This window comes from Arthrobacter sp. SLBN-100, assembly GCF_006715305.1.
Classification (GTDB): domain Bacteria; phylum Actinomycetota; class Actinomycetes; order Actinomycetales; family Micrococcaceae; genus Arthrobacter.
Map to the genome: position 1 here is coordinate 2,643,025 of NZ_VFMY01000001.1, position 18,028 is coordinate 2,661,052.

The 18,028-nt window shown below is 62.3% G+C and carries 13 protein-coding genes and 1 pseudogene; 3 read left to right on the forward strand and 11 right to left on the reverse strand.

Going from position 1 to position 18,028, the window contains the following annotated elements:
• Positions 1-32: 32 nt before the first annotated feature.
• The 7 genes from FBY31_RS12310 to FBY31_RS12340 all read right to left on the reverse strand — a co-directional run bounded on the left by FBY31_RS12310 (position 33) and on the right by FBY31_RS12340 (position 8,300).
• On the reverse strand, positions 33-1,196 hold the full coding sequence (locus FBY31_RS12310; RefSeq protein WP_142041225.1) for an agarase: 1,164 nt from the start codon (positions 1,194-1,196) through the stop codon (positions 33-35).
• Positions 1,197-1,236: 40 nt separating this feature from the next.
• A complete protein-coding gene (locus FBY31_RS12315; protein WP_142041228.1) occupies positions 1,237-2,526 on the reverse strand; it encodes a sugar ABC transporter substrate-binding protein in 1,290 nt (429 codons plus the stop codon).
• Positions 2,527-2,549: 23 nt separating this feature from the next.
• Complete coding sequence (locus FBY31_RS12320; protein WP_142041231.1) at positions 2,550-3,617, reverse strand: ABC transporter permease; 1,068 nt, start codon at positions 3,615-3,617, stop codon at positions 2,550-2,552.
• Positions 3,618-3,725: 108 nt separating this feature from the next.
• Positions 3,726-4,145 (reverse strand): GlcG/HbpS family heme-binding protein, encoded by a 420-nt coding sequence (locus tag FBY31_RS12325; protein WP_142041234.1) that lies wholly within the window; start codon positions 4,143-4,145, stop codon positions 3,726-3,728.
• Positions 4,146-4,206: 61 nt separating this feature from the next.
• The gene (locus tag FBY31_RS12330) at positions 4,207-4,929 is read right to left on the reverse strand and encodes a gluconate 2-dehydrogenase subunit 3 family protein (protein ID WP_142041237.1); all 723 of its coding nucleotides are present in this window, start codon (positions 4,927-4,929) and stop codon (positions 4,207-4,209) included.
• A 58-nt stretch (positions 4,930-4,987) separates the two neighbouring features.
• Complete coding sequence (locus FBY31_RS12335; RefSeq protein ID WP_142041240.1) at positions 4,988-6,625, reverse strand: GMC family oxidoreductase; 1,638 nt, start codon at positions 6,623-6,625, stop codon at positions 4,988-4,990.
• 97 nt (positions 6,626-6,722) lie between these two features.
• Entirely contained in the window at positions 6,723-8,300 is a 1,578-nt protein-coding gene (locus FBY31_RS12340) for a sugar ABC transporter ATP-binding protein (RefSeq protein ID WP_142041243.1), read from the reverse strand.
• 472 nt (positions 8,301-8,772) lie between these two features.
• On the opposite strand from FBY31_RS12340, the gene FBY31_RS12345 reads away from it, so the two are divergent.
• Both FBY31_RS12345 and FBY31_RS12350 read left to right on the forward strand, forming a co-directional pair.
• Positions 8,773-10,047: an ROK family transcriptional regulator gene (locus FBY31_RS12345; protein WP_142045323.1), complete on the forward strand. Its 1,275-nt coding sequence runs from the start codon at positions 8,773-8,775 to the stop codon at positions 10,045-10,047.
• A gap of 308 nt (positions 10,048-10,355) precedes the next feature.
• Entirely contained in the window at positions 10,356-11,375 is a 1,020-nt protein-coding gene (locus FBY31_RS12350; protein WP_142041247.1) for an AraC family transcriptional regulator, read from the forward strand.
• A gap of 307 nt (positions 11,376-11,682) precedes the next feature.
• On the opposite strand, the gene FBY31_RS12355 is transcribed toward FBY31_RS12350, so the two are convergent.
• Positions 11,683-12,768 carry an IS110 family transposase gene (locus FBY31_RS12355; RefSeq protein WP_235013037.1) on the reverse strand — a complete coding sequence of 362 codons (1,086 nt, stop codon included), beginning with the start codon at positions 12,766-12,768 and terminating at the stop codon, positions 11,683-11,685.
• 520 nt (positions 12,769-13,288) lie between these two features.
• On the opposite strand from FBY31_RS12355, the pseudogene FBY31_RS23345 reads away from it, so the two are divergent.
• A pseudogene (locus FBY31_RS23345) lies at positions 13,289-14,018 on the forward strand (IS21 family transposase); the annotation flags it as partial.
• Positions 14,019-14,385: 367 nt separating this feature from the next.
• Here the strand turns inward: FBY31_RS23345 and FBY31_RS12365 are convergent.
• From FBY31_RS12365 to FBY31_RS12375, 3 genes are all read right to left on the reverse strand, one after another.
• Complete coding sequence (locus FBY31_RS12365; RefSeq protein WP_442858174.1) at positions 14,386-15,354, reverse strand: ROK family protein; 969 nt, start codon at positions 15,352-15,354, stop codon at positions 14,386-14,388.
• A 390-nt stretch (positions 15,355-15,744) separates the two neighbouring features.
• Positions 15,745-16,602: a sugar phosphate isomerase/epimerase family protein gene (locus FBY31_RS12370; protein WP_142041253.1), complete on the reverse strand. Its 858-nt coding sequence runs from the start codon at positions 16,600-16,602 to the stop codon at positions 15,745-15,747.
• A 42-nt stretch (positions 16,603-16,644) separates the two neighbouring features.
• Complete coding sequence (locus tag FBY31_RS12375; protein ID WP_142041256.1) at positions 16,645-17,676, reverse strand: zinc-binding dehydrogenase; 1,032 nt, start codon at positions 17,674-17,676, stop codon at positions 16,645-16,647.
• Between the last annotated feature and the right edge of the window lie 352 nt (positions 17,677-18,028).

Consider the following 18,028-nt stretch of genomic DNA (forward strand, 5'->3'; position numbering starts at 1 on the left):
CGGCCTCAGACCGCTCCCCAAGGAGTCCCGCCTCACGACCGGCGCAGGTCGTAGATGCTCTTGTTGTACTCCCGCACTGGGTTGACGAAGTCCACATACGGTTCGTCCCGGGGGGACTTGATGCCCCAGCCGCGGGCGGTATTCTCGATGTACGCGCACCAGTGGAAGCCGAGGAACCACGGCTCCTTGACGACCGTGTTGAGGCTGTCGATGTAGTTCTGCGCACGTGCGGCGTGGTCGGCCAAGCCGGCCTGCGAACGGTTGGGGTTCATCTCGGTCGCGGTCCAGTTGCCGATGTCCGGGATGAAAAGCGGCTTGCCGATCTCCTTGCTCGCCCAGCGTGCATGGTCGAGCATCTCCTGACGAGACTCGTCTGTGTCCTTGGGGAAATACTGCACCTGCAGCACGTCGATGTGCTCCTTGGCGCCTGCGAGGACCGGCGCCGGAAGCGGCCGGTTGCCGTTGTACAGGTCCCCGAGGATGAGGTGGTTCGTGTCGTACATCCGGATGTACTTGGCCATGGTGGAGTAGTACTTCTCGGCAATCTCACCCAGGCGCTCCTCGCGCTCGTCCGGGCTGAGGCCCTTGAGCTGCGGGAAGTCCGCGCCGCTCACGTGGGGCGCCCATGACGGGGCGTCATCGTACGAGTACCCGATCAGGTTGGGGTCGTCGGCGAGGTCGGCGCAGACGCTTCGTGCGAGGTAGGCGCAGTGGTCCTCGAAGTCCTGGTCGAAGACGTCCGGGAACACGGGGTCGCCGTTCCAGTCCTCGGTCTCCGCAACGCGAAGAAGCATGACATAGGGCATATCCGCGATCTCGAAGTCGCGGGGGGTGAACTGGCTCGTCGACTGTTGCACAGTCACGCGCTCGGCCCAGGAGAACTCCTTGCGCCAGCCGCCACCGATATAGTCTTGGGTCCAGCCGATCGTGTTGAAGCCCCAGTCCTTGAAGTCCTTGACGACGCCCTCGCGGATCCAGCGTTCCTTCGAACCGCCGTACTTGTTCCGCCACACGTCAATGTTGTGCGGGTATTTGAGGTCGGAGTCGTCAGCATGCGCAACGCCGACGGTCAGGAACGCGCCACCGTCGGGGTCGACGAACCACCAGCGGCCCTCGTCGTCCTGGGCAGTGTGGAAGAAGCCTGTGGCCTCAAAGGTGAGATCGGTGCTACCGCCGTACTTGTTGAAACGGGACATCTGGTATCTCCTTGACTGTAGAGCAAACGGAACTGGTGTGTTATCGAGCGAGCGGGACTGACACCACGGGGTCGTTGAGCTTTTTGACGGCGGCAAACACGTCGTTCGAAAGCCGCTCGGCGTACATCGCGTCAATCGCGTCGTAGTCGTTGGTTGACGCGTCCGAGTAGGCGGCCGGAAGGTTGTATCCCGACGGACGCTTGTCCTCGAACGCCGCCCAGAACTCCTGCGGTCGAATGACCTTGAGCGGAATCTGCGGGTCCCACCCGTCCGGGTTGAGCGACCGTGACATCTTCTTCCAGTCATAGGGGTCCGGACCCGCGATGACCTTCTTGTAGGCCTCGGCGGCCTCGGCGGTGTTAATGACGAAGGTCTGGAAGATCTGCATCCGCTCCAGGGGGGGTACCTGGAAGCCGTTGATGGCGTCGTATAGACGCACCATCATCGCGCCACCCATCCACTCACCGGGGTTAGCCACCGTGGCAAGGGCGTCACCGGCGACGATCGCGTCCAGCATTTCGGGGATGGCGTCGGCGCCCACGACCAGGACCTTGTCAAGCCCCTTCTTCTTGAGCACGGAGATGGCACCGAGGGCGGAGTCGTCGTTCTGGCAGATGATCGCGTCGACGTCCGGGTGCGCGGTGAGCAGGTTCTCGACCACGGGAACCGTGGCGACCCGGCCGAAGTTTCCGGGCTGACGAGCGACCAGCTGGATGCGCGGGTACTTCTCGGCGAGGAGCTTGTCCATCGCGTAGTCCTTGAAGTCGGACGCGACGACGCCCTGCACACCCGTGATGTGGATGATCTTGCCTGAGCCGCCCATCTTGTCGAACAGATAGGTGCACAACGACTCGAAGCTCGCCTGGTGTGGGAAATCGAAGTACCCGACGTAGTGGTCGCCTACGTCGAGGGGGGTGCTCCACGGCTGGTTGGAGTGACAGTTGGTGCCGAAGGTCGTCTGGCGCTCGAGGGTGCCAAACAGCTGCGGCGAGGAGGCCGCGACGTTTGCCATGGTCATCACGCCTTTCAGGCCGAGGTTGGGTACGTTGCTGAACGAGGCGAGCTGGGCCTGAGTGTCGCCGTTGAAGTTTTCCACCTTGGGGCTTGTGCCCAGGGCCGCGGCGGCTGCCGTGGCGGCCTTGACCCAGCCATCCCAGTAGAGGTTGTTGGCGACGGGCGGGGCGACGAGGATTCCGGCAGCACCCGCGCCGTCCGCGGCGCCGAGGCTTTCGGGGCTCTGTGCACAGCTTGTGAGGAGGCCGCCTGCGCCGACGGCCACTCCGGCGAGACCGAGTAGTTGGATGAGGCTGCGCCTCGAGAAATCTTCCATTGCAATGCTCCTTGTGGACGGGGCTACTTGATGGGTGTCATGGGACTGACTTTTTGGCGGCTCATGATCACCGCGAGGACAACCACCGCCCCCTGGATGACGAGCTGGAGATGGGGATCGACACTGAGCAATTGCATTCCGTTGATCAGAATGGTCAGGAGCAGGACACCCAGGAACGTCCGGTGAGGACCGCCCGCTCCACCGCTCAACGCGGTTCCGCCGATGACGACGGCGCCGATAGAGGGCAACAGCAAGGACGCGCTCTGGCTGGGCGAACCCGACAGGGCGTGGACGCTGAGCAGGATGCCGGAGAACCCGGCGAGAAGGCCCGCCAATGTAAAGGCGACTACCTTGACCAGGCGGACGTTGATCCCGGCCACGACGGCGGCCGGTTCCGAGCCGCCCACCGCGAAGAGGTGACGTCCAAACCTGGTGTACCGACACAGGACGACCGCGATCGCCAGCACGAGCAGGGCCCAGAGGAACAGCACCGGCAGGGCACCGAGCCGGCCGTCCAGTACCTGGGAAGCGCTCGACGTGATCGAGATCGGGATGGGAACTCCCCCGACCAGGAAGGAGGCGAGACCGTCGAGGGCGAAGAAGGTCCCTAGCGTCGCCAAGAACGACGGCACCCGCAGCACCGCGAAGAGAATTCCGTTGAGCAGGCCACATGCGGCCCCCACAAGCAGCGCGAGCGGGACGGCCACCGCCGCGGACGGACCCGCGCTCTGCATGGCCATCGCCAGGATGACGCCCGACAGGGTCGCCACGGAAGCGACAGACAAGTCGATGCTCCCCATGACGATCGGGAGCGTTCCGGCCACGGCGATCACCAGGAGCACTGACATCTGGATGGCGATGTTCTGCCAGTTGAGCACCGTCATGAAACGGGGCTGCATGGCGGAAAACATGATGACCAGCGCGACGATCACGAGCGTCGTCCCGAGCCACGACCGCATCGCGTTCGCTAGGTTGAAGTTCTGGAGGGGCCACGCGTTTCGCTGAACCGCCGTGACGCCAGTCCCGGACACGCTTCCCGACGAGGGAAGGTTCGGTTTCTGCTTTGGGTCCTTGTTGGTAGAGACGGTCATCTCCGGTCCTCTCGGTACTGCTGGTCGGGCGAGCTGCTGCAAGTTGTTGTTGACCTAGGGAGCCGACGCCCGTGCGTCCGCACCTTCGACGATGACGTGGACGCGAAGTCAGGACATGGTGTTGGCCGCGGCCTCGGCGACGCTGCGGTCCTGCTCCGGGCTGCCGCCCGACACGCCGACGGCGCCGACGAGCTGGCTGTCCACGGTGAGCGGGACGCCGCCGCCGATGACGGAGAAACGATCCTGCTGGCCCAGGCCGTGCACGATGTCGGGACGCCCGCTCACGTTGCCCCACCAATCGTGGGTGGCGATGCCCGCGAACGCGGCGACGGTATAGGCCTTGTCCTGCGACAGCTGGGCGCAGAGCAGCGCTGCCCCGTCCATGCGGGCGAACGCAAGGGGGTGGCCGGCGCGGTCAACGACCGTGACGCAGACGGCGAGGCCCTGGGCCTCAGCCTCCGCCACGGCGTGGTCCACGAGCCGTTGGGCGGACTTGAGGTCAATCGTGTAGGACTCGATTAAGGACATGGAAATACTCCTCGGGGGTTGACAGCTTAGGCGGATTAGTCTTGCGAAGCGGAGCGATGGACTAGGAGTGCAGTTCGGCCCACAAGGTCTCGTAGTCACCGGCGGTCATGTACGCGAGCGTGCTGTAGCGGCCGTCGTTGGTCTCGGCAAGGGACCAGGGCCCGGGCCACCCGATGGTGCGCCACCCGACACGGTCCCTGTTCCCGCCGTAGACCGGATCGGAGTAGAAGCCGCAACGGGTATGCAGAACCAATGTCTCGGCAAAGCCGAGGTTCTCGTCGGTGACCGGCTGACTCATCGCGACCTTGAGCCCGAAGACGCCACCGCCCTTCTTGGGTGCCGGGGCCGGGGCGCCATAGGAACCCGTGTCCTCGCCCTCACGCTCACTCGAGGCCGCCTCGTTGGCGGGGGCCTGCACCTCCCTGGGCAGGATCGTTTCTAGGATGCTGTCCTGCTGCTCCTCCGTGAGGGTCACGAACTCGCTGCCGAACTTCTCTCCGCTGCGCCGGTCGAGGTCGCGGACGCCCTCGCGGTATCTCTCCTGCAGGTCGGCAATGCGATTCGTCCACGCCTCCGCCTGCCTGCCGTCGATCCGCAAGAACCCACTTCCCCAGGGGTTGGCGTAGATGTAGTCGATGCCCGACAGGTATCGATCGATGAACACGACCACGCCCGCCTCCCGGGCACCCGGGTCGTGGTCCGTGGGAATGATCCGCGCCGCCGCGGCCTCCACCGTCTGCCATTCGTGCTCGTCGAAGAACAGGGGAACCGAGTTGTTGTTCATGAGTTGGAGACACTCCTATCGGGACGGGGACGGACGTAGCTGGTGCACCATGCGCTCCTCACGGACGGTCCTCGATGATGCGGTCGGCGATGCGCCAGGCGTTCGCCATGATGGTGAGGGTCGGGTTGGCGCCTAGGGAGGTGGGAAAGACCGCGCCATCGAGGACGTAGAGGTTCGGCACGTCATGCGCCGCGCCCCACTTGTTCACCACAGAACTGGAGGGGTCGTTGCCCATCCGGGCCGTTCCCATCTCGTGGCTGCAATTGCCGGTGAACTCGCTGAGGTAGATGGGGTCCACCTTGGAAGCGCCGGCCGCCCTCATCAGCTCGCTGGAGTTGTCAGCGATGTACTTGGCCTGCGCCTTGTCGTTCTCGTGCGGCTTCGCGGTGATCCTCGCGACCGGGAGACCCCAGGCGTCCCGCACGGTGGGGTCGAGATCGACAGCGTTCGTCTCCTGCGGGATGTCCTGGAGGATCGCGCCGATCTTCATGCTGTAGTCGAAGTACTGGCGGTCCGCGTCCTTCGCTGGCTTCCCCCAAAGCGGCTTGCCCGGGTACGTGAAGTTGATCGGGTGGCCCACAGTGGAGGCGGCGGTGACGCTGCCCAGGATGTGGTCCCGGTTCGTGTCGGTCTTGTAAAACTCGTAGGTCGCGCCATTGACATAGGACCCGGTCCACTGCTCGGTTGGGGTGCTGAGCTCCTTATCGAAAAGACCAAAGGCACCGATGTACTCATGGAACATCGCGTTCTTGCCGACGAGGCCACTGTTGTTTGCGATACCGTCCGGGAACAGGGCCGACTTTGACAAGAGCATGAGACGGGCGGTCTCGATCGCGCCGCAGGCCAGAAGGACCATCTTGGCTTCCTGGTGGTACTCGACCCCGTCGCGGTCCTGGTAGACGACCCCACTGGCACGGCCGTCCTTGCTCACCGTGATTTCGCGAACGTAGGACTCTGGGCGCAGGTCGTACCGGCCGGTCGCAAGGGCTTCGGGGATGAACGTGCTCAGTGGGGTTGACTTCGATCCCGTCGGGTCGCCGTACTCGTGCCACAGGCCTGGCTGGACGCTGGCTGGGCGGCCCTTATGCGGCGCGGTCAACAGGGCTTTCGGCAGCGGGAACGCGTTGAGGCCCATTTTCGCGCAGCCCTCGTAGAACTTCTTGCCGAAGCCGTTCACCGGGTATGGAGGCGTCGGGTACCCTTTGCTCCGGGGGCCCTCGTACTTGTTGGCACCGGCAAGGCCACAGACGCCGAACTCCCACTCGACCTTGGTCCAGTACGGCTCGAGCTCGTCGTACGTGACCGGCCAGTCGACGAGGCTAGCGCCCGGGATATCGCCGTAGATGCTCTTGCTGATCAGGTCGTCGGGGGTCGGCCGCGGGACCCACCCGGAGTAGTGCACGCTAGCACCGCCTACCATCTGCGGCGTCGGGGAGAACCGCGCGATGTGCGCTTCCTCGCCGGCAGAGCTGCGCTTCGTCCGGGGCTTAAGGTCGAGGTCCTGCCACAGGAAGTAGCGGTTGACGTACTTCAGCTCATCACCGGAAAACTCGTCAGGCTTGATCCAGGGCCCCCGCTCCAGGCAGACCACATTGATGCCTGCCTCGGTGAGGACCTTCGCCGCCGTCGCACCGGACGCGCCGGACCCCACGATGAGGACATCCGCAGGTGCAGGCTTGCGTCGCATGAGCGTCATGTCATTTCCTTCCTTCTTAGACCACGTACTGTGCAATGGGAATGTGGTTGTTGGACGCCCAGCGGCCGATCCGCGGGACGATTGATTGCTTGTCTCGCTAGACCATTGCCTCGAGGACGCTGAGGGGCGTGGTGTCGTGACGCGAGTTATCGAACTCAGCAACGACACGCCCCCCCTTGAAGACCACGATCCGATCCGTCGTGGTAGAGAGCTCGTCGAGGTCGTCTGTGGCCAGCACCAGCGACATCCCGGCCCGTGCGAGCTCACGGAAGAGCCCGTAGATGCTCTCGCGGGCACCCACGTCGACCCCCCGGGTCACGTTGTCGAGAAGCATCACGCTGGGTGAGGTCTCCAGGCAGCGGCCGAGAAGAACCTTCTGCTGGTTGCCGCCGCTAAGAGACGATAGCGGTGCTTCCACTTGGTCGCACTTGACGGCCAGGCGGGACACCATGCGCTCGGCGCGCGCGTTCTCGTCGTCACGGCGGATCCATAAGTCCCGCAGGCCGCCAGCCACCCGACGGCTCACTGCCATGTTTTCGGAGATGGTGAGCCGGCCGAACACGCCGTCCCGCTGGCGCTCACCCGAAAGGTAGACGACTCCGGCGGTGAGCAGCGCCTTCACGTGGCGCTGGATGGTGGAGCCGTCGACCCGGATTCCGGTGGACTCCAAGTGACTAGCGACGGAGAGGCCCGCCGCGTAACGGAGGAACTCCTCCTTACCTGAGCCCTCGACGCCGGCCAGTCCGACGATCTCACCCGGCGACACGGCGAAGTCGAAGGGCTTGTTGTGCTGCCCGATCTGAGCGCCCAGCACCTCGAACCGCTCATGCGTCTCGCCACGGCGCGGCAGCGTCGCTGTCTCGGCCTCGGTCCGGGGCCTGTCGACGGCCACGGGCGGTTGTCCCCCCATGGCGCGGTACACGCGGTCGGGGGCGGCCGTTGCGGTGGTCATCACGTCCGCTGTCTCCCCGTCGCGAAGGACGTGCAGCGAGTCGGACCACTCAAGCACCTCACTGACGCGATGCGACACGAACACGATGGCGCTACGCGACTTCAACGACTGGATGAAGGAGACAAGGAAATCCAGCTCCTCGGCGCTAAGGGACGCGGTCGGCTCGTCAAGCAGGATCACGGGGTGTTCGATGTCGAGCAACCGGGAGACGGCGATGACGCTGGCGAGCGCGACGACCTCGCGGGCTGCGGCGGACAGGGATCCCATTTGATGCGTCGGCGAGATGCCGGTAATCGCCAGTTCCTCAAGCAGCTCGGAGCACGCCTTTAGCATCCTGCGGTTGCTGACCAGACCGGCCTGCCGGAAGTGCTGCTCGTACCCAAGGAACATCTGCCGGTAGACCTCGAAGTTGCCGACGAATGGCTGGTCCTGGAAGACGCAGAAAATGCCCGCCCGGGTCGCGTCGTGGAGCGAGTTGAGGGTGATTTGTCGGCCGTCGCGGAGCAGCTCGCCCTCGTCTGGGCGCTCCATCCCGGTGAGGAGACGGATCAGCGTTGATTTGCCTGCGCCATTACCACCCGCCAGAGCAGTGACCTGGCCCCGCTCAAGACGGATGGAGACATCCTTCAACGCCTGAGTGGCGCCGTATCGCTTGGAGAGCGAACGCCCCTCCAAGGCAGCAACCGCCGTCGTTGGAACGCCTGGCGTGATTGTCGCCGTCATATTTCCACCCCTTTGTGATCTGAGACACTCTCTAATGTGCAGTAGAAGCAGAAGTCAACGTATTGGGAGAAAAAGTTTCGCAATTCTCCGCACGTCGCTTGCGTGACTAAGTGTCGTAGCTCGGCGGCCCAAAGGGCGGCTGACGGTCTGGGGTGTCGGCGCCGGGACCTAACACCAGCGAATTCCGTCTCGCCACGTGACCGCCGGTTCTGTCGTTTTCCATGCCGAAATAGTGACACGCAACACAAGACTTTAGTCAGTCACCCAGCCAAAGTCTGCACTTTTTGACGCTGATGATTCTGGAATGCACACCGAAGTTGCACTTTCTGACGCTATGGGCATCGACGAGTGGACGGTAGAGGTCGGCGCCTTGACACTGAGTGGAGACGAGGTCCCCTCGGGGTCCTGTGAACTTGATCTGTCAAACCTCAAGTTCACCAGTCACCTCTTTCGAGCCCCGAAATGGAGAGACATGGATAACGGCGGCCCCGGCGAACTTTTGCGTATCCTGCGGGACGGACACCCGCGAACCAGGGCAGACCTGGCCGGGCTAACGGGCTTGGGTAGAGCTGCCATCAGTTCTCGCCTCGAGCCACTCCTGGGAGTAGGGCTAGTTGCACCCGTGTCGGATGCGCCTTCCACAGGAGGCCGCCCCTCGGCGCGACTAGCCTTCAACCCCGGCGCAAGGCTGGCCGCTGCCGCCAACGTCGGCGCCACACACGCGACCGTGGCGCTCACGGACCTGTCGGGAAGGATTCTCCTGAAAACCACTGAACCACTTGAGATTTCCTGCGGACCGGAAACTGTTCTGGACTGGCTAGCGACGACACTGCAGGGTCATTTGAAAACGATGAAGCGTCCGACAACGGACATCATCGCTGTCGGCATCGGGTTGCCCGGTCCCGTCGAACACTCCACCGGAAAGCCGACCAGCCCGCCGATCATGCCGGGATGGGACGGATTCGACGTCCCCGCTTACGTTCAGCAGACCTTTGACGCTCCCGTACTAGTCGACAACGATGTCAACATCATGGCCCTCGGCGAGCGGGCTACACGCTGGCCCAACGAGGACAACATGATCTTCCTTAAAGTCGCCACCGGTATCGGCTCCGGGGTTATCAGTGGAGGAATATTGCAGCGGGGAGCGGCAGGAGTCGCTGGAGACGTCGGTCATATTGCTGTTTCCAAGGCGGCAGGAATTCAATGCCACTGTGGCAAGACCGCCTGTCTGGAAGCCATCGCAGGCGCTCCGGCCATCGCCGCCCATCTCCGCAAAAACGGGCTCAAGGCAATCACCGGAAACGACGTCGTCTCGCTCGTCCGTTCCGGCGATTTGGCCGCTATTCAAGCCGTCCGGCAGGCCGGCCGCGACATTGGAGAAATGCTCAACATGTGTGTAAGCCTCATCAACCCTTCCCTGATTGTCGTCGGCGGATCCCTTGCACAATCCGGCGAACATCTGATCGCCGGAATCCGTGAAACCGTCTATGCACGCTCAACGCCGTTAGCGACCCAGCACCTGAACATCACCCAATCCGAAACCGGCCCGGAAGCTGGAGTCGTAGGGGCCAGCATCTTAGCCATCGAACATGCCCTCGCCCCTCAACGAATCAATGATCTTTCAACCACTCTGCATTCCGGCCGGCACCAAAATACCGACGATCTGCAGAAAGTGGAACACGTCGCCCAAACATCCCGGCCGCTCCGTGATGCCGTTGCCAAACAATTGCACGACGCACTTCCTTGACCACGTCTCCAAATCAAGATGCGAAAGACGGGCGCACCAAGGCGGGGGGCGAATAGCGTCATTTCTTCGAGCCCTTGCCCTATGCAACGGCATGCTCACCCAGGCCAAGGGCGTCGGCCATACCGGTCCTGTGAGGTGCTGGCACTAAAGCCCTTAACACACCAATCAAAGAAGTACACAGATAAAATAGGCATACAGCTGAGGTCCTTTCTGGCCACCCCTTGCGAGCCACCGCAACCGCTGCCTCAAGACGTCGTGACCACTCTCAGGGCCGCAATGAAGGTTCAGCTCGTGAAAAGGAGGATGGCATGCCTCAATCCGCTACCGGGAACAGTGGCCATCTGCAACGATATGCAGTGCCGGAAGGGCTCCGCCCCGAACAATGGTTCGAACACTGGCGAACCTGGTACGGCAGTGCTGTCGAAACACCCGTGCGGTTGGAAAAGTCGGCACATGCTGCTCCCGCGCCTATCACTCCTTCGGCCATTAGTCTTGCCGGGCCAGGTTTCAGCCTCATAGAACTGGTCAACGCCCCCGCCGTGGGCTCGTGGGCGGCTGGCGACACCAGGGATCTGCGGCTGGCCTACTTCCGCAAAGCAGCGTCCCTAACCATCCTTGTCAACGGCGTGCCTGAGCCAGTATCACAGGGCTCCGTCCGGTTCATCGATACCTCGCGGCCGGGCGGTTTCGATGCGCCCGAGGGCTTTCACGCCTTGCAGCTCAACATCGACCGCAGCAGCCTGGAGGTGAGCGAGACCGCGCTAGGCTCCCTACTTCGCCTGCCTGACCTCGCAAAGCACCCAATTGTGGGCACTTTCGTAATCCCTGCGCTGTTGAGTTGGAAACGGCAAGGCATCGACCGGGAGGCATCGGGAACCGCAGACATCCTCAGATCCATGATGGCAACCCTGGCGGGCTCCCTGCTCGAAACGTCGGTCGACGATGAGGCGCAGAAACCGGCCCTAAGTCTGGCGGTGAAGAAATACCTTGAGGCGGGCTATAAGAACCCAGATCTTGACGTGGCAATGGTCGCCGAAAGGTTCAACCTCTCCCGTCGCTCCCTGTTCTACTTTTTCGAAAATGAAGAACTCCACTTGGGCGAGCGCATACGCGCCTTGAGAACGCGCAAAGCGCTGGAACTCCTCCTTCAGGCCGACGCCCAAAAGATCACCTACTCAGAAATTGCGACATCATGCGGATTCACAAACGTGCAAAGCATGCGCCGTGCGGTGAAAGAGTTTACCGGGATGAATGTGAGGGAGATCCACCGATCCGAAACCGATGTACGTGTTGCCCTGCAACAACTGCGGGAGTCGCTGATCCCCTGATATGTAGGTCTGGTTGTCAAGAGTGCAGGGATGAGCGGCTCCTGGGTTTTGTTCCCGGGGCCGCTCATCGTGTGCCGGCCGGGTCGTGGCGTGGAGTGGTGGCGAGTCGTTTTCGACTGCAGTGTCAGGCTGACATTCGCGGGTTGGTTACCGCATGACGATGTGTTCGGCTGGAGCTCTAGCGGTGTCTAGCATCGAGCGTCGACGGCTCGGTTCCGTCTGCTCATAGCGGCGTTCTCGAGTTAGCTCCGCATGCTGCCATCGCACCTCCACCATGTCCCGGGGCACGTTCAGGGTCAGGCTGCAGTCATGCGTTCTTCTTGTTGGAGCGGGGCGGCCAGAGGCCAGCACCAGCCGGCGAGTTCGCGGGCGATGGCGGTGTTGGCCTTGACGGACATTTTGCGGCGTTCGTCGAAGTGTTCCCACTTGTGATGAAGCCTGTGGTTTCCTTCCAGGGCCCTGATCCGGGTTGCCGGGGCGACGAGATCGAGCTGGTGCAGCAGCCGTTCCCCGGGCCGGGCTTAGGGGCGCAAGTGCTGCCATGCGGCTTCGATGAGGAGTTTTCTGGCGTACGTGTTCCCGGCCTTGGTGATCGGCCCCTGGTGCCGGGATTGGCCGGGGGACTCCTCGCGGGAACCAGCCCGAGGTAGGAGCCGATGGACGAACCGGTGAACCGTGTCCAGTCCCCGATCTCCACCGCCAGCCCGAATCCGGTCGTGACTTGGATGCCCCGCAGAGACACTAACGCGTGGATCACCGGGCCGTAGCGGCATGCCGCGGCCGTGGCCGTCACCTGCTTGTCGATGCGTGCCAGATGCCAGGCCAAGAGCCCTGCCTGTTCGACGTCGGCGTCGTAGGTGAACTGCAGGGCCGGTTCCTTGAATCGTTGGCGGTGCAGCCACAGGCCGTGTTCCTTGGTCTCTTTGGGGTAGCGGATGCCGTGGCGCAGCAGGATCACGTTCACGTGCTGGCGGGCGTGAACGAGGTCTTTGGCCGTGCCGGACCGCAGCCGGGACAGGTCCCGCAGTGCTTCTTCGTCCGGGTCGGGGATGCGGACCTCGGTAACCAAGCCGACCGCGAGCATCTCAGCCAAGACCCGGGCGTCGCGCCGGTCGGTTTTGACCCGGTCTCCGGGTGCGCGCAGCAGTTTCGAGGACGCCGTGATCACGCAGTCGATGCCCGCGGCCCGCAGGTACCTGGCCAGGACGAACCCTGTCGGCCCGGATTCATAGACGACCTTGACCGGCGGCTCGAATCGGTGGATCCACTCCAGCACCATGGCCGGGTCAGCGGCCATCGTATGGGTGCTGATTTCACCGGTAGCCGGGTTCAATGCATGGCCAACGACGTTGACCGCGTGAACATCCAGACCAATGAAAGTATGCTCGAACATAGCCGGGACCTCCCAAACTTCACATGTGGCACTACCATTGCACCCCCCGACGAGCCGACCAGGCCAAGGGAGCCGTCAATGGCAACCCACGGCCCCTGTGAAACAGAAGGCCCCGGCCCTGCCAGCCCCCTCTTGCCGTGACACGCCCCGTCCGGGATAGAGGACATCACCGCCCGGGATTCAGGCACCGCAGCGCCGCCCACCCGGAGAGGCCTAGGGCCTGCATCAAGCCGGCGCTGCGGGGACCGCCCCGGCGATCATGGCCGGGTCCAGGACGGGGCATGTGACCCGAACCCCTCACTTCATATCGTCTAGCACCTAACCGCGCTGGAAGCGTGGAGTGTCGACAGACCGAGTGCGACCTTTGGGCTATGGCTGTGACAGGTTTGGATGGCCCCGGTAGGACGGTTATTTCTGGCCCCACTTTAGGACTGGCCGGGCACCTTGTGACGGTTACACCTGTGGCCCAACCTTCAACGTTGGTTCATCAGTGGATGGATGCGGCGGAAGGTTGGTCTGGATGGAGTCAAGAGTGCAGTTGTCCGCGCGGATCCGAAGGGACGCCCGGGTTGAGGGCCTGTCCGTTCGTGCGTTGGCGGTCTGGCACGGAGTCCACAGAAGAACGGTGAGGCAGGCACTGGATTCAGCGGCCCCTCCGGAGAGTGCAAACAGAGTCAAGGCGTGTCCTGGAGGCTGGAACCGTTCAAGGTCGCGATCGATGCGATGCTGATCGAGGATACAACGGCTCCGCGGAAGCAGCGTCATACTTCACGAAGGATCCTGGCCCGGGCTTATCGAAGAGCACGGTGTGCGGGAGCTGTCGTATTCCACGGTGCGTGATTAACTAAGGGTCCGTCGGTCCCAGATTGATGTGGAGGCCGGACGCCGCGTTGAGGTGCTCGTTCCTCAGGAACACGCGCCGGGCGCCGAGGCCGAGGTGGACTTCGGCGAGGTCTATGTCTTGTTGAACGGGGTGAAGACGATTTGTCACATGTTCATCTTTCGGTTATCGCATTCGGGCAGGGCCATCCATCGGATCTACCCGACCCAGGCCCATGCAGCCTTTCTTGAAGGCCACATCGAGGCCTTCAATGTTCTTGGCGGTAACCCGACCAAACACATCCGCTACGACAATCTCACTAGCGCGGTCACCGCGGTGGTGTTCGGGCAGGGGCCGGCAGCGCCGGGAGAACGACCGGTGGGTCTTGTTCCGTTCGTTCTACGGCTTCGGTCTTGCTTGGTCGCTACCAATTCAAAGAGGCCCTGACCTCTTTCCTGCCGCACCACGCCGCACCGAAATCGCGGCGGAGGCTCAGACCGCCCTAGCCACGCTCATCTGCGAAGGGCCCGATTTCAGGCCCCTCCGACTGTCAGGGTGAAATCTGAGAACATCATGAGCCACAGTCCGTAACGGTAATTTTCGCTATTATGACGTCAACGCAGATCGTCGCATCAAATTTCGCGTGCCAGATGTTGAAGACAGCGCGCGCCCCGATAGCTACTTGACCGAGTCACCATTATCGGCCTTCGGTTTGGTACGCGTAGCGAGCGAACACGTGGTTTGGTTTGGGAAGACGCCACCGCATGTTGCAGCGGCTTGCCGCTGGCGGAGAGTTGTTAGCTGGCGGCGAGCATTTGGAGATTTTCTGGGGCCAGGACGTGATCCAGTGCCATGATGGCGGCGCCGGTGATGCCAGCATCGGCGCCTGTTCGGGCTGGGACGATGGCTAGGTTCTGCGTTGCCAGCGGGGTTGCGCGGGCGTATACGGCCTCTCGCATCCCCGCTATCAGTTGCTCTCCGGCCTCAGCCATGGAGCCTCCGATCACAATGACGGAGGGGTTTAAGAGGCTTACGCACATGTTCATAACTTCCCCGATATCCCGCCCCGCTTGGCGCATTACCTGGCTGGCGAGCAGGTTTCCTTGACGGACAAGTGCCATGACCTCTGAATCGTGAGGGACGTCCACACCCGCAGCGCGCAGGGAGCGGGCAACGGCGGGGCGCCCGGCGATTGCCTCGAGGCAGCCGATGTTGCCGCAGCGGCAGACGATCCCGGAGGCCCTGTTGATGGCAATGTGCCCCACGTCGCCTGCGGTGCCATCCGCGCCGCGCTGCAACTTTCCGCTGCTAATGATTCCCGATCCGATGCCTGTGGCTACTTTGAGGAACAGCATGTTCTCCGTTTCGGGCCAACCCACCGCCCGCTCGCCCAGCGCCATGATGTTGACGTCGTTATCCACGAGAACGGCTACGTCAAAGGTCCGTTGAACATAGTGGGGCACGTCGAACCCGTTCCACCCGGGCATGATGGGAGGTTGGGATGGCTTTCCAGTTGAGTGCTCGACGGGACCGGGCAGCCCTATTCCTACTGCGATCAAGTCTTCGGGGGTGCGGTCAAGCTTGGACAGAAGGCTGCTGATGGTTTCGGTCAGCCGGTCAAGTACGGATTCCGGACCGTCCGCGATCTGGATCTGTTCCCTGGCTTTTGCCAAGATCGTCCCGGCGAGATCTGTTACAGCCACAGTGGCATGCGTCGCACCGATATCGCCGGCAGCAACCACCCGCGCCGATGGATTGAATGCCACACGCGCGGGCGGTCTGCCTCCGGTGGAGGTGGCGTCACCGACAGGGGCAATGAAACCAGTCTCCAGCAACTCTTCAACGCGCGCTGTAATGGTTGACCGGGCAAAACCGGTTGCTGCCACTAGTTCGGAGCGTGTGCGCGGGCGTCCATCCCTCAGTATCTGAAAGAGTTCACTGGCACCGAAACCCGGGTTCGCTTTCTTTGTCCTGGATTGGCCGTCTGCAGCAGGCAACGTCTGGACCGCGGTCATTAAAAACCCTTACTGATGTAGTGCCGCGCGGCGTCGTCGAGCGGGCTTGCGTGGTTGGTTCTGCAATTATCCTTAGGACGCATGTACATTCCCCATTAGATCAAAAGCGGCCCACTACTTGTTTCAACCCGGGACTGCCGGTTACTTCTTCAACGCCTCGTACGCGTCCCGGATGTAAACATCGGACCTGCGGATCTCCTGTCCTATTTTCTCCATGCTCCACCCGTGCGTTCCGTGGCATTTCAGGCTGGCGGCTCCCTCGTACCCCGCTCGTTTGAGTTCCTTGAGAAGGAAGCGGTGATCCAGTGTTCCGTCGGGCGAAGGAAGTTGTTTCTCGCCCGGTCCGAAATTCAGGCCGTCAACGCCGTGCCGGTATGCTCGGTCAACGTCCCAGATGTAGTAGTAGTACAGCCTTTTACGTTCGGTCAGGAAGGCGATGACTTCGCTGATTGTTTCCTGCATGACCCACATGTGGGGCGGTGCAAGGCAGACGCCCAGGTGGGGATCGTCGATGTCCCGGACAAGACGCTTGATCTGAGCAAAAGTGTCCACGCCTTCGTCCCAGCGTTTGTCTTCGTTGCCCCCGGATTCGAAGTCCGCGGAAAACGGGACAGTGAGGTGGTTTTCCACTGCGATGCGCACGCCGGCCTTGGCAGCGGCTTCGACGATGGGCGGCAGGAACAATCCGACGAAGTCCGAATAGTTGGCTTCACAGTCGAAGATGACGGTGTCGATCCCGAGATCCGCTGCGAACTGGACGCGCTCGAGGATCTCGTCCTGGTTTTTGCCGTACACGGTCAGTCCGCACGGTTTCATGCCGTATTTGGCAAGAATGTCACGGATTTTGCCCGGGTCATCGCCGGGGTTCACGTGGTGGGCCAGAGGTGATGCGGATGACCATAAGTTGACTTCGGTAAACCCGATCTCGGCCAGGTCCCTGACTGCATCCTCGAGCGGCATGTCGTGATAGGGGAGAATCTCTGCGGTGTAGCGGAACATGTGCTGTTGGTCCTTTCTCGATGAATCTTTGTGCTGGTGCTTTCAGGACCAGGTGAAGACGGCTTTCTCGGTTTCACGCCGGTCGAAGGCACCAAATGCCTGTTCGGCGTCTTCCAGGGAATATTCGTGGCTGATGATGGCCTCGACATCGACGTTGTTATCGGCGATGAAGCGCAGGATCTCGGGCCACTCGCCCAGCGGGAAATACCAGCCGCCGACGACGGTCAGCAGCTTGCGGAGGATCTGGTCACTCGGGTTGATTTCTGTGGCCCGGGATTCACCCACGAAGGCCACACAGCCGAGCTTTGCTGCCGCATCGAGGGCTGTGTTCTGCCCGGCAGGGTTACCCGAACAGTCGATGGCGATTTCGACACCGCGTCCGTGTGTCAGTTCCCGGATTGCTGCCGCAGCATCAGCGTCCCTGCTGTTGACGACGTCGTCCGCGCCGAGGATCCGGGCTTGTTCGAGCCGTTCATCCAAAATGTCAACGGCGATAACCCGTGCCCCGAAACATTTGGCAACGAGAACGGCTGCGGAGCCCATAGGTCCTAGACCGATGACGGCGACCGTTTTGTTGCCGCTGACGCCCATTTTTTTCTGGACGTGGTACTGGCTGCCGATCATGTCGGTCATCACCGCACCTGCTTTAAAGCTGAAATGCTCAGGAAGCGGGAGCGCATTTCGGGCGGCAATCGTGAAGTACTCAGCGTCGCCGCCGGGAAAGTCGAACCCGAAACATTTCCAGTCCGGACAGAGCATCGTGTAACCGGCGCCGCAGTACTCACAGTGGCCACAGCCAACGGCAAGATGGGCCGCGACTCGATCACCCACTGCTACACCGGTGACGGCGTCGCCTACTGCCACGACAACTCCTGCCGCTTCATGGCCGGGGATTACGTCGCCGGTTTCGGCGGCCTCACCGCCGACAATCGGGTTGCCGTAGTACAGGCTCATATCGCTGCGGCAGATAGCGGAGACCTTGGTTTGAACCAGGACCTCGTGGGGCTTCGGCTCCGGACGTTGACGATCGGCGACGACGACCTTCTTGTCGCCGGGAAGGATGACTGCACGCACTTCGAGCCTCTTTCTAGTCTTACGTGGTTACGCGGTACAAAAACTGGATTCGCCCGGCATCAGCGCTGGCTGCGCGGCACCTCTGTCCGTGCAAGGCAGGGCTGATCGTCCGTTCTTGCAATGAGCTGTCCGCGTTCCGCTGTGAACGCAGACAGCTCATACCCAACAATCAGAGGGCCAGCGGCAAACCCTGCGGGTCTTGCCGCTTCCGCTCATCCCCGATCTGCTTTCATGCCTAGATTATGACATCGAGCACATGCGCTATGTCAATGAACATACAAAAGTCTGCTTGGGAGCGAACATTAGTTGCGCCACTCGGAAAGGGCGCTGACCTGCAGAGATGTCGCCGACT

Bases quoted from the DNA above. Each gene is read 5' to 3' on its own strand.
- FBY31_RS12350 (WP_142041247.1), top strand. From the start codon at position 10,356: ATGCCTCAATCCGCTACCGGGAACAGTGGCCATCTGCAACGATATGCA.
- FBY31_RS12370 (WP_142041253.1), bottom strand. From the start codon at position 16,602: ATGTTCCGCTACACCGCAGAGATTCTCCCCTATCACGACATGCCGCTC.
- FBY31_RS12335 (WP_142041240.1), bottom strand. From the start codon at position 6,625: ATGACGCTCATGCGACGCAAGCCTGCACCTGCGGATGTCCTCATCGTG.
- FBY31_RS12320 (WP_142041231.1), bottom strand. From the start codon at position 3,617: ATGACCGTCTCTACCAACAAGGACCCAAAGCAGAAACCGAACCTTCCC.
- FBY31_RS12315 (WP_142041228.1), bottom strand. From the start codon at position 2,526: ATGGAAGATTTCTCGAGGCGCAGCCTCATCCAACTACTCGGTCTCGCC.
- FBY31_RS12330 (WP_142041237.1), bottom strand. From the start codon at position 4,929: ATGAACAACAACTCGGTTCCCCTGTTCTTCGACGAGCACGAATGGCAG.
- FBY31_RS12310 (WP_142041225.1), bottom strand. From the start codon at position 1,196: ATGTCCCGTTTCAACAAGTACGGCGGTAGCACCGATCTCACCTTTGAG.
- FBY31_RS12345 (WP_142045323.1), top strand. From the start codon at position 8,773: ATGGATAACGGCGGCCCCGGCGAACTTTTGCGTATCCTGCGGGACGGA.
- FBY31_RS12340 (WP_142041243.1), bottom strand. From the start codon at position 8,300: ATGACGGCGACAATCACGCCAGGCGTTCCAACGACGGCGGTTGCTGCC.
- FBY31_RS12355 (WP_235013037.1), bottom strand. From the start codon at position 12,768: ATGTTCGAGCATACTTTCATTGGTCTGGATGTTCACGCGGTCAACGTC.
- FBY31_RS12325 (WP_142041234.1), bottom strand. From the start codon at position 4,145: ATGTCCTTAATCGAGTCCTACACGATTGACCTCAAGTCCGCCCAACGG.